General features: G+C 71.1%; 9 protein-coding genes. 3 read left to right on the forward strand and 6 right to left on the reverse strand.

Going from position 1 to position 11,352, the window contains the following annotated elements; all coding sequences use genetic code 11:
• Nucleotides 1-10 precede the first annotated feature (10 nt).
• The 3 genes from ABFX81_RS12795 to ABFX81_RS12805 form a co-directional block, all read right to left on the reverse strand.
• Complete coding sequence (locus ABFX81_RS12795) at nt 11-1,447, reverse strand: family 43 glycosylhydrolase (protein WP_086842949.1); 1,437 nt, start codon at nt 1,445-1,447, stop codon at nt 11-13.
• Nucleotides 1,429-2,409, reverse strand: a complete 981-nt coding sequence (locus tag ABFX81_RS12800) for an arabinan endo-1,5-alpha-L-arabinosidase (protein WP_346138070.1) — start codon at nt 2,407-2,409, stop codon at nt 1,429-1,431. The genes ABFX81_RS12795 and ABFX81_RS12800 overlap by 19 nt, the downstream gene beginning before the upstream one ends.
• Nucleotides 2,410-2,578: 169 nt before the next feature.
• Nucleotides 2,579-3,130 (reverse strand): YciI family protein, encoded by a 552-nt coding sequence (locus tag ABFX81_RS12805; RefSeq protein ID WP_086854112.1) that lies wholly within the window; start codon nt 3,128-3,130, stop codon nt 2,579-2,581.
• Between the two features lie 105 nt (nt 3,131-3,235).
• Here ABFX81_RS12805 and ABFX81_RS12810 point away from each other — a divergent pair, with 105 nt between their 5' ends.
• Nucleotides 3,236-3,967: an alpha/beta fold hydrolase gene (locus tag ABFX81_RS12810; protein WP_086854111.1), complete on the forward strand. Its 732-nt coding sequence runs from the start codon at nt 3,236-3,238 to the stop codon at nt 3,965-3,967.
• A 47-nt stretch (nt 3,968-4,014) separates the two neighbouring features.
• On the opposite strand, the gene ABFX81_RS12815 is transcribed toward ABFX81_RS12810, so the two are convergent.
• Together ABFX81_RS12815 and ABFX81_RS12820 are read right to left on the reverse strand one after the other, a co-directional pair.
• A complete protein-coding gene (locus ABFX81_RS12815) occupies nt 4,015-4,668 on the reverse strand; it encodes a DUF4360 domain-containing protein (RefSeq protein ID WP_086854110.1) in 654 nt (217 codons plus the stop codon).
• A 340-nt stretch (nt 4,669-5,008) separates the two neighbouring features.
• The gene (locus tag ABFX81_RS12820) at nt 5,009-5,467 is read right to left on the reverse strand and encodes an Rrf2 family transcriptional regulator (protein ID WP_086854109.1); all 459 of its coding nucleotides are present in this window, start codon (nt 5,465-5,467) and stop codon (nt 5,009-5,011) included.
• A gap of 92 nt (nt 5,468-5,559) precedes the next feature.
• On the opposite strand from ABFX81_RS12820, the gene ABFX81_RS12825 reads away from it, so the two are divergent.
• Nucleotides 5,560-8,538: a beta-galactosidase gene (locus ABFX81_RS12825; RefSeq protein ID WP_086854108.1), complete on the forward strand. Its 2,979-nt coding sequence runs from the start codon at nt 5,560-5,562 to the stop codon at nt 8,536-8,538.
• Between the two features lie 89 nt (nt 8,539-8,627).
• The gene (locus tag ABFX81_RS12830) at nt 8,628-9,734 is read left to right on the forward strand and encodes a ligand-binding sensor domain-containing protein (protein WP_346138071.1); all 1,107 of its coding nucleotides are present in this window, start codon (nt 8,628-8,630) and stop codon (nt 9,732-9,734) included.
• Between the two features lie 16 nt (nt 9,735-9,750).
• On the opposite strand, the gene arfA is transcribed toward ABFX81_RS12830, so the two are convergent.
• Nucleotides 9,751-11,265 (reverse strand): arabinosylfuranosidase ArfA, encoded by a 1,515-nt coding sequence (arfA, locus tag ABFX81_RS12835; protein WP_086854087.1) that lies wholly within the window; start codon nt 11,263-11,265, stop codon nt 9,751-9,753.
• Nucleotides 11,266-11,352: the final 87 nt, after the last annotated feature.

Consider the following 11,352-nt stretch of genomic DNA (forward strand, 5'->3'; position numbering starts at 1 on the left):
CCCTGGCTACCTACACCGCTGTCAATTTCCACTGCTGGCAGTTGTTGTTGAGCCACGACCACTGGCGTACGTCTGCGCTGTCCGCCGTCGAGCAGTCGGCCACGTCGGCCACCTTGCCCGTGGCCTTGTTGACGATGCGGACGTGGCCGCCGTCCGTGGCGACGAACTGGAAGCGCTGGCAGGTGTTGTTCAGCCAGGACCACTGGCGCAGGTCGGCGCCGTCGGCGGTCGAGCAGTCGGCGGTGTCGAGGACTTTGCCGGTGGCGACGTTCACGAGCCTGTGAGTGTCGTCGCCGAGGTCCTCCAGGCGCCAGCGCTGGTTGGTTCCGCCGTTGCAGGTGTACTGCACGACGTCGGCGCCGTCGGCCGACGAGCCGCCGGTGACGTCCAGGCACTTGCCGCTGTTGCGGTTGGAAACGGTGTAGGTCGTGGCGGCGGACGCCGGTTCGCCGGACGGCCCGGGCATGCTCGCACCGAGCCGGACGGGTGTTCCGAAGTCCGGGGTGCCGTCGGAGTTCCAGGTGAACTTCTGGGCCCGGGTCGTACGGCCGTTGTCGCAGCCCTCGGAGGCGGAGTCGTTGGCGTGGTAGACGATCCAGTTCTCGCGGCCGTCCGGTGAGGTGAAGAAGCCGTTGTGACCGGGTCCGTACACCCCGCCCGCGTCACTGCGCTGGAAGACGGGCGTGGACTTCTTCGTCCAGGAGGACGCGGACAGCGGGTTGGAGCCGGTGAGCTCCAGTTGCCCGAGTTTGTAGTCGGGCGTCCAGCAGCCGCTCGCGGAGTAGATCAGGAAGGTCCGGCCACCGCGTTGCAGCACCTCCGCGCCCTCGTTGACGGTGCCGCCCTGCCGTTCCCAGGCGTGCGTCGGCGTCGAGATCGTCGAGTAGGAGCCGCTGACGGTGTACGGGTTGGACATCGGCGCGATGACGAGGTTCTGCGTCCCGCCCGTGATCGCGCTGCCCAGCATGTACAGCCGGCCGCCCACGTTCATCAGGCTCGGGTCCAGCATCCAGGCGGAGTTGAGCTGCCCCTTGTAGGTGTAGGGGCCCATGGGGTCGGACCCGGCGCTCTCCAGCACGTGGCTGCGCTGTGTGGGGTTGTAGTCGGACACGTTCTGCCCGGCGACGTAGTACAGGTACCAGCGGCCGCCCGCGAAGTGCAGCTCCGGTGCCCAGATGTTGCAGCACCGGGAGGCGGCGTCGCCCTTCCACACCTGCACGCTCGGCGCGGTGGCGAGCCCGGCGAGGGTGGCGGACTTGCGGATGGTGATGACGTCGGTCCAACTCGTTGTCACCAGGTAGTAGTTGCCGTCGTGGTACGAGATCCAGGGGTCGGCGCCCTTGACGGACTTGACCGGGTTGGCGAAGGAGGCGGCGCTCGCGGTGGGCTGGCCGAGGCTGAGGGCGAGCAGCAGTACGGCCAGCAGGGTCAGTAGGCGACGGGCCATCCGCTGCTCCAGTTCAGGAGGTTGACGCCGAGCTTGGGCGTGCCGTTGTCGTTGCCGTCGTAGTAGTGGTAGACGATCAGGTCGCCGTCGGTGTCCTTCAGGATCGACTGGCCGCCGGGGCCGATGACGCTGCCGTGCGACTCCAGGACGGGCGTGCCGCCGTTGTTCCGCATGTCGACGCCGTTCTTGTCGCGGTACGGCCCGGTGATGCCTGCCGCGCGGCCGACCTTGACCTTGTACGTCGAGCTGGTCCCGTTGCAGCAGGTGTCGTACGAGGCGAAGAGGTAGTAGTACCCGTTCCGCTTGACGATGAAGGGCGCTTCGACGGCCTTGGTCCCGGTGGGGCGGGAGGCGAGGGAGTAGCGGGTGGTGTCGGAGGAGAGCTGCTTCCCGGTGGACGGGTTGACCTGGATCATCTTGATCCCGGTCCACCAGCTGCCGAAGGACAGCCACCACTTGCCGTCGTCGTCCACGAAGAGGTTCGGGTCGATGGCGTTGAAGTCGCTGGAGGAGTTCGACGTGTACACCGTGCCCTGGTCGGTCCAGCTGCCCGGCCGGCCCGTGCTGGAGGTCGCCAGGCCGATGGCGGACGTGTTCGAGCCGAACTTCGAGACGGAGTAGTACATCAGGTACTTGCCGCCGTGGTACGAGATGTCCGGTGCCCAGGCCTCCGGCACGGAGGAGTAGTTCCGCCACCAGCCGGGCCTGCCGGCGAAGGCGTCGCCGCTGTTCCGGAAGGCCGTGCGGTCACCGGACGTCTTGCCGGCGATGCCGCCGCCGGTGGCGTAGAGCAGGTACTGACCGGACGAGGTGCGGATCATCGACGGGTCGTGGGTGACGATGTCGCCGGTGACCCGGCCGGGGTTGGGGTACGCGGACGCCGCGCTCGGCATCAGGGCCAGCAGGGCAGCGGTGGGAAGGGCGAGCAGGGCGGTTCTCTTGCGCAGGATGGAGCGGCTCATACGGTCCTCCTTGCGGTGGGGGTGACGACTGCTCGACATTTCGAACAGTGATCGCAAGTTCGAACGGACCGTAGAATCGAACCTCTTGCGCGTCAATGGTCCGCGCAACAACAACCGCGACGGGCAGACCGTGCGGTGCGGTCCGCCCCCTGGCCTCCGGCCCCGCTCGTCACCGCCGCCCCCCGAACTCCCACGCGTGTACCTCGACCTCGGCATACCGCCCCCGCGCCAGGACACCGCGCGCCGTCTCCCCGTCCGGGGCCCGGACCAGCGCTGCCGTGCCCAGCCAGGTGGAGCCGTCGTCGGACAGCAGGGGGCCGTAGGCGATCAGGTCGTTCGAGTCGGAGGGCGTGTCGAGGTCGGCCGCCGCCTGGGCCGCGCCCAGCCCGAGAACGAGGTAGCGGTTGCCGGTCGTCGGACCGCCGGGGAAGTCCCACATGGTGCGGCCCAGGACGTTTTGCCAGCGGCGCAGCAGGACGTCCCGGTACACGCCCGCCTGGTAGTTGGGCTCGTCGAAGGCGAAGGCACGGGCGCCGGCGGGGTCCGGCAGGTCGAGGATGTGGACGCTGCCGGTGGGCGTTTCGCCGTCATCGGCGAAGGTCGGGCCGCGGGCGATCATCTCGGACGCGTACTGGTCCATGTAGGACCAGTGCCGCTCCAGCAGCTCGTTGCGCAGCGGCAGTGAGCCGGGGCGATCGCGGTGGTAGCAGAAGAACTCCATGCACGCAGACCCTTCCCCACGGTCGGCGGCAGCTCAAGCGGCTTTCGGGATGAGCCTCGGCGTAAAGTCGGTCCGGCGGTGGCGCCGGTTCGATTCGGGGGGATCATGACGGCGGTTGACAGGACACCCATCGTCTTCGTGCACGGGACGCGGTTCAGCGCGGGGCAGTGGAGCCCGCAGCTCGCCGCGCTGCGGGGCGAGTTCCCCGTGACCGCGGTCGATCTGCCGGGGCACGGGTCCCGTTCCGCCGAGGCCTGGAGCCTCGAGGCGGCCGTGGAGGTCATCTCCGATGCCGTGGAGTCGCTCGGGTGCGGGCCGGCCCTGGTCGTGGGGCACTCGCTCGGGGGTTACGCCTCGCTGGAGTTCGCGCGGGTTCGCCCGGAGCGGTTGCGCGGGCTGGTGCTCGCGGGGGCCAGCGCCTCGACCCGTGGGGCATGGGCGGCGCCGTACCGGTGGGTCGCAGGGCTCGCGCCGCGGCTGCCCGCGGATCGGCTGGCCGGGTGGAACGACTGGTTGCTGCGCAGGATGTATCCGGCCGAGGTGGTCGAGCCCACGATCCGGTCCGGCTACGCCTTTCACGCCCTGCCCGCCGCCTGGGGCGAGGTGCTGGGGCGTTTCGACGCGGGTGCGATGCGCCATGTGGCGGCTCCGGTGCTCATCCTGAACGGCGAGAAGGACAGCGTCTTCCGGTCCGGCGAGGCGGAGTTCGCCCGTGCGCATCCACGGGCCCGCGTCGAGCTGATCCCGAGAGCCGGGCATCTCGCGAACTTCGACGATCCGGACGCCTTCAGCGACGCGGTTCGCCGATTCGCCCGACAGCTGAGCGACAGCACGTGAACGGGGCGGCCACCCGGCCCGACGACCGGTGGCCGCCCCTCGTCCCGTCAGGACTTCCCCGGGCACTCCTTCCACGCCATGTGGTACACCGTGCTGATGTCCCCGTCCGTCGAGTCCATCGTCATGAAGCTGACCTTGTCGGCCGACTGTGTACCGGCGTTGACCCGGATCTCGGTGTTGATGTTGAAGTTGCGCTGGACACCGCAGGGCGCGTAGACGAGCTGGGCCCAGTCCGTTTCGTCGGTGGCCTGCCAGTTGTCGTTGTACGGGCCGCTGAAGGGGTGGCTGCGGTGCGCCGTGCTCGGGGAGCCCTGGAAGTAGTACGAGGCTCGCTGGGTGGCGCTCGCTCCGCGCTGGAGTGAGGCGAAGCCCCGGTAGTCGGCGCTGGCGATGGCGTACGTGAAGCCCTGGGGCACGTGGACGATCAGGCTGAGCTGGCAGTTCTTGCGGAACGCGGTCGGGTCGGAGCCGCCGCCGGCCTGAGCGAGGTAGTCGCTGTAGGTGACCGTGAACGCCGTGTTGTCCTCGGAGACGGCGACCGCCGCCGTGCCCTGCGGACAGCCGGAGCCGTTCACCGTGGCGACCTTGATGACGATCTTGTCCGGGGGCGGGTCGACGAACCCGGTGGACGGGGATTGTGCGGGGAGTGCGCTGGTGAGGAGGGCGGCGATCGCGCCGCTCAGAAGCAGGCCACCGGCCATGGTTCTCCCATCCGTTCGTGGGGGGTGGAGCATGGAGTGGACATGGGCATGTCAAGGCGACAGCGCATGCGCGCCCGGCCTGTGACCATTCCATGGAGGAGCTGTGAAGGCCGGGAGCGGTCGCATCGTACGCACGGCGGGAGGGGTCGGCCAGGGCGCTCTCCGGCCATTCACAGTGGCGGGATCACACCAGGGGAAGGGGTGCGCGGCCCGTCCACGCGGGCCCCGTCCGCACCAGCGGTACCGGCGGGCGCATAAGGTGCGTTAGCAGTGCGTCGGACCAGAACACCCCGAGGACGCGATGAGGATCACCCACCGGCTCCCCCGTGGAGGCGGCCCGTCACGGGTTCTCCCAGGCCGCCGGTTCCGCCGCCAGCCGCTCCACCGGCTCGGGCAGCGCGCCGGCCGCGAGGTCGGCGATCGTCACGCCCTCCAGGATCCTGCGCACATTGGCCCGCAGGGCGATCCACAGCGGCAGCAGCGGCTCGGCGGTACCGGTGTAGGCGAGGCCGGTCGGGCGCTCGCCGCGCACCGAGACGATCGGTCCGTCCACGGCCCGGATCACGTCCGCGACCGTGATCTCCGCGGCCTCCCGGGCCAGCCGGTAGCCGCCGCCCCCGCCGCGCCGGCTGCCGACGACACCGCCGCGCCGCAGATCGCCGAGGATCCCTTCCAGGAATTTGTGGGGGATGTCCTGCGCGACGGCGACGGCCTCCGCCTTGACCGGCCCCTCATCCTGCCGGACGGCCAGCTCCACGACCGCTCGTACCGCGTAGTCCGCACGTGCCGAGATCCTCATACGGCCATTGTCGCGGTCGGCCTGTGGACAATGACGCACCAGCACCACGTAAGCACCACGTACGGCACGGCAGCACAACAGGAGGCGCTCCCTTGGAGCTCAGCAGGCGTACCTTCCACGCTCTCGCCGGCACGGCCGCGCTCGGCTTCGCGCTGACCGGCAGCGGGTCGCCGACCTCCGCCGGCACGGCACGGAGCGTACCCACGGGCCCGCCGCCACCGGTGCCGCGCGCGGACGGCCGGCGGCACGAGGTCGGCTTCGACCGGTACTCGCTGCTGGTCGACGGCCGCCGACTGGTGCTCTGGTCGGGCGAGATGCACCCCTTCCGGCTGCCGAGCCCGTCCCTGTGGCGGGACGTGCTGGAGAAGATGCGTGCCCACGGCTACAACGCGGTCAGTGTGTACGTCGCCTGGAACTACCACTCCCCCGCCCCCGGCCGGTACGACTTCACCGGTGTGCGCGACCTGGACCTGTTCCTGCGGATGGCCGCCGAGACCGGTCTGTACGTGATCCTGCGGCCCGGCCCGTACATCAACGCGGAGGTCGACGCCGGCGGCTTCCCCGGCTGGCTGACCGCGACCGAGGGCACGGCCCGGACCTCCGACCCGACGTATCTGCGGTACGTCGACGAGTGGCTGTCCGCCGTCAACGCCATCGTCGCCAAGCGCCTGTTCACCCGGGGCACGGGCACGGTCCTGCTGTACCAGATCGAGAACGAGTACGACGCCCACGTCGGAGAACCGACCGGCCGCGCCTACATGTCGTACCTGTACGAGAAGGTCCGCGCCGACGGCATCGACGTGCCGCTGTTCCACAACGACAAGGGGCGGAACGGGCATTGGGCCCCGGGGTCGTTCGCCACCGGCGGGGAGAAGGGACGCTGGCTGTACGGGTTCGACGGATACCCGGAGCCGGACGAGGTGCCGCCCGACTGGGGGCGCTTCGGGACCGGCGGGGCGAAGGGCGGGGCCACGGCCAGTCCGCGCACGCCCGGGTTCGTGCCCGAGTTCGGCGGGGGCTGGTTCGACCCGTGGGGCGGGTCCTGGTTCGACGGCAAGGGGTACGCAGAGTCGCGCCGGGCCCGGGACGCGGCGTACGAGCGGCGCTTCTACCTCACCAACCTCGCCAACGGCATCACCTTGCACAACGTCTACATGACGTACGGCGGCACCTCCTGGGGCTGGCTGCCCGCGCCCGTCGTCTACACGTCGTACGACTACGGCGCGGCCCTCGACGAGGCCCGCAACGCCACCCCGAAGCTCGCCACCATGCACCAGATCGGCCAGTTGCTGCGCCATGTGCCGGACCTCGCCAAGCTGAACCGGGGCAAGGCCGTGCAGGCCGCCGACGAGCGGATCAAGGTCTACCACCTGGCCAACCCCGACACCGGTGCCCACTTCTACCTCCTGCGCAACGACTCCGAGGAGACGGTCACCTCGACGCTGCCGGACGCCGGGATCGACGTGCCGGTCACGGTCCCGGCGCGGGACGCCAAGCTGATCGCCGCCGGGCTGAGACTCGGCAGGCGGACGCTGGTGCACGCCACCGTGCAGCCCATGCTGAGCCTGACCGCCGGGCGGCAGGACATCGCCGTGTTCGCGGGCCGGCGGGGCGATCTGGCCCAGGTCGTGCTGGACTGCCCGGACGAACCGACGCCCATGCGGCTGGACCCGGAACCCGCGTGGGCCTACAACCTCGGCAAGCTGTACGTCACCGCTCCGCTCGGCGTCGGCGAGCTGAGCCGGGTGCGGATCGAGAGCGACGGCGTGGACACGCCGATGCTGCTGCTGTTCGCCGACGACGCGACGTCCGTGCGGCTGTGGCCGTACGAGACGCCGTCCGGCCAGCTCCTCGTCTACGGGCCGGCACTGCTGCGGTCGGCCGTGCTGCGCGGCTCCACCGTCCACCTCACCGGTGACACCACCGCGCTGACCGGCCTGGAGGTGTGGGGACCGCGCGGGATCACCCACGTCACGTGGAACGGACGCCCGGTGCCCACCCGGATCAGCGGCTCCGGCAGTCTGCTGGCGCTGCGGCCGCTGCCCGGCGTGGCCCGGCCGGCGCTGCCCGCCCTCGACGGCTGGCGGCGGCGGACCGAGAACCCGGAGGCCGAGCCCGGCTTCGACGACTCCGGCTGGACGGTGGCCGACAAGAAGACGTCGTTCAGCACGACGCCGGTGCCCGACGGGCAGCCCGTCCTGTTCGCCGACGACTACGGCTTCCACTACGGCGACGTCTGGTACCGGGGCGAGTGGACCGGCGAGGGCGGCTTCGAGTCGGTCTCCCTCGCCTACAGCACGGGGACGCAGGGGCTGCTGATGGCCTGGCTGGACGGCGAGCCGCTGGGCACGCACCGGATGCCGGTGCCGGACAAGGACCGGGCACGGCAGGGCACATGGACCGCGAAGGCCGCCTTCGCCCTGCCGGAGGAGCTGCGGAAGCGGTTCCGTGAGGAGCGCGGCGAGAGCGGCGACCGGCACGTGCTGTCCGTGCTCGTCCGGCGGATGCAGCACGACATGGACGGCAAGGCGCTCGACACGCACAAGGCCGCGCGCGGGCTGACCGCCGTCACCTTCGAGGGCGCCTCTCCCGAGGTGACCTGGCGGATCCAGGGCACCGCCACGTCCGACCCCGTGCGCGGGCCGATGAACAACGGCGGGCTGTACGGGGAGCGCGCGGGCTGGCACCTGCCGGAGTACGACGACGGGGACTGGAAGGAGGCGGCACTGCCGCGGGCCGACCGGCGGCAGGGCGTCACCTGGTACCGGACGGACTTCCGGCTGGACGTCGACCCGGGCGTCGACGCCTCCGTCGGGCTCGTGCTCGACGACGACCCGGAGCGGGCCTACCGCGTCCAGATCTTCCTCAACGGCTGGAACATGGGCCAGTACATCAACGACGTAGGGCCGCAGCACACGTTCGTGCTGCCGAACGGGATCCTGCGCACACGTGGTGCCAACACACTGGCGCTTGCGGTGCTGTCGGACGGGACCACGCCGGCGGGGCCGGGAGCCGTGCGGCTGACGCTGCTGGGGGCCGCCGCCGGAGGGGTGCCGGTCACACCGGTGTGACCGGATCGAGCCGTCCCCGTGCATTGCCTTCTCCGGCAGGCTGGGCCACCGTTTGGCCTTTCAGGGCTGCCGACAGGGAGGGGAACTTCGTGCGAAGACGGCGTTTCATCGGTGGATTAGGCGGACTGGTCGGGGCCGGGCTCGGGCTCGCCTCGATGCGGGGCACGACGGCCTGGGCGGCTCCCGGTCTCCTGGGTGAGGCCCGCGAGTGGCAGGCCGTCGCCGCCCCGGAGGCCGGCCCGGCCGCGCAGTTGCTCGACGTGGCGGCCGCGGGTCCTGACCTCGCCTGGGCCGTGGGCGAGGAGGGCCGCAGCGGCAGCGCCCGGGGAACGGCGCTGGCGCTCGTGTGGGACGGCACGGCCTGGCAGCGCACCGACCCCGGCTTCAGCGGCTATCTGAGCTCCGTCGCCGCCGCGTCCGGCGGCCGCGCCTGGGCCGTCGGCACCGACACGTCCGGCACCGCCCGGCTGCTCGCCGGGGACGGACCGACGTGGCGGGAGGCCGACTTCCCCGGGCGCGGGGCGCCGGGCACGTCCCTCGCCGCCGTCACGACCGGCCCCCGGGGCCACGTCTGGGTCTCCGGCCGGAACAGCGACGGCTCGGTGCTGCTGCACGGCCACCGGGGCAAGTGGACCTGGCTGGAGGGACCCCCGGCCACGACCACCATCCCGCCCTACGGCATCCACCGCGCGCCCTGCGGCGACGTCTGGGTCTACGGCAGCGAGCTCGTCGCCCGCTGGGACGGAACGGCCTGGACCACGCTGCCGGCGCCCGGCGGGATCCGTGCCGGCTTCACCGGGCTGCTCCCGGTCGCCCGCGACGACATCTGGATGACCGGCTACGACTACGGCATCGGCGGCCCGCCCGGCAAGCCCCCCGGCGTCCGGCTGCTGCACGGGGACGGCACCGGCTGGGAGTACGCCACGGCACCGTTCGGCGTGGGGGTGCTGACCGGCATCGTGGGCGACGCGCAGGGGCGGCCGGACCGTATCTCCGGCTGGGACTTCTGGGACCAGACCCGGGCCCACTACCTGCGCTGGGACGGCACGGCGTGGGTGAGCGAGCGGGGGCCGGTGGCCACGACCCCCGTCGTCATGAACGCCCTTGCGACCGTGCCGGGTTCGGACGGCTACTGGGCTGTCGGCACCACCTCGCCCCCGCCGTCCCCGACCGCCCAGCCGCGCATCGAACGCTGACGCGTCGGACCGGCTGTCACGCCAGCCGGATCACGTTCCAGGACAGCGGCTCCAGGACGGCGCTCAGCGTGCCGTCCTGGAGGGCCGTGCCGCCGACCGCGTGCGGGGCCACCCGCTCGGGGTCGTCGAGGGTGTTGCGGGCGTCCGGGTCGGCGTCGGCGAGGGCGCTGTGCTCGACGACCGACGACAGGTCGAGCCCGTTCAGCGCGACCTCCAGCGGCAGCGACTCGGTGCGGCTGCGGTTCACCGCGAAGACCGTGACCGTGCCGTCCCCGGCGCGTACGGCGGTGGCGTGCAGCAGGTCCGTCTCGCCGAACTTCTTCGTCTCGTACCTCGGCGAGTCCACGCGGACGTCGAGGACCTGGCCGCGGCCGTACCGGGCGGCCTGGGCGAAGGGGAAGAACGTCGTCTGCCGCCAGGCCGGGCCGCCCGGCTCGGTCATGATCGGCGCGATGACGTTGACGAGCTGGGCGAGGCAGGCGACCGTGACGCGGTCGGCGTGCCGGAGCAGGGCGATGAGGAGCGAGCCGAAGACGACGGCGTCGGTGACGCTGTAGTTGTCCTCCAGGAGGCGGGGGGCCTCGGGCCAGTCGTCCTGCTCGAAGGTCTTCGCGCGGGCCTCCCACTCGGGCAGGTACCAGACGTTCCACTCGTCGAAGGAGAGGTTGATCCGCTTCTTCGACTTGAGCTTCGCGCCCACGTGGTCGGCGGTCGCGACGACGTTGTCGATGAAGGACTCCATGTCGACGGCGGAGGCCAGGAAGGAGTCGATGTCGCCGTTCTCGGGCCAGTAGTAGGCGTGCAGCGAGATGTAGTCGACGAGGTCGTACGTCTCCTCCAGGACGGTTGCCTCCCACTCGGCGAACGTCGGCATGGACTGGCTGGAGGAGCCGCAGGCGACGAGTTCGACGCCGGGGTCCATCTGGCGCATGGCCCGGGCCGTCTCGGCGGCGACCCGGCCGTACTCCTCGGCGGTCTTGTGGCCGGTCTGCCAAGGGCCGTCCATCTCGTTGCCGAGGCACCACAGCTTGATGCCGAAGGGGTCCTTGTCGCCGTGGGCGGCGCGGAGGTCGGACAGGGCGGTGCCCTCGGTGTGGTTGGCGTACTCCTGGAGTTCGAGGGCTTCGGCGACGCCTCGGGTGCCGAGGTTGACGGCCATCATGGGTTCGGCCTGGGGGCCGATCTTGCGGAGGAAGTCGATGTACTCGGAGAGGCCGAAGCGGTTGGACTCCGTCGAGTGCCAGGCCAGGTCGAGGCGGCGGGGGCGGTCTTCGGCCGGGCCGACCGAGTCTTCCCACTTGTAGCCGGAGACGAAGTTGCCGCCGGGGTAGCGGATGGTTGTTGCGCCGAGTTCGCGAACCAGGTCGAGGACGTCTGTGCGGAGGCCCTTGTCGTCGGCTGTGGGGTGGTCGGGTTCGAAGATGCCGGTGTAGACGCAGCGGCCGAGGTGTTCCACGAAGCTGCCGAAGAGGCGAGGGTTGACCTCGCCGACTACGAAGGCTGGGTCGAGGGTGAAGCGGGCGGTGTGCATGTTCGCCTTTCGGGGTGGGTGGTTCTGTTCAGTGGCGGCTGCGGGTCGTGGGGGTTGTTCGCGCCCACGCGGCGGAGCCGCATATTG

The organism is Streptomyces coeruleofuscus (assembly GCF_039532725.1).
GTDB classification, from domain to species: domain Bacteria; phylum Actinomycetota; class Actinomycetes; order Streptomycetales; family Streptomycetaceae; genus Streptomyces; species Streptomyces coeruleofuscus.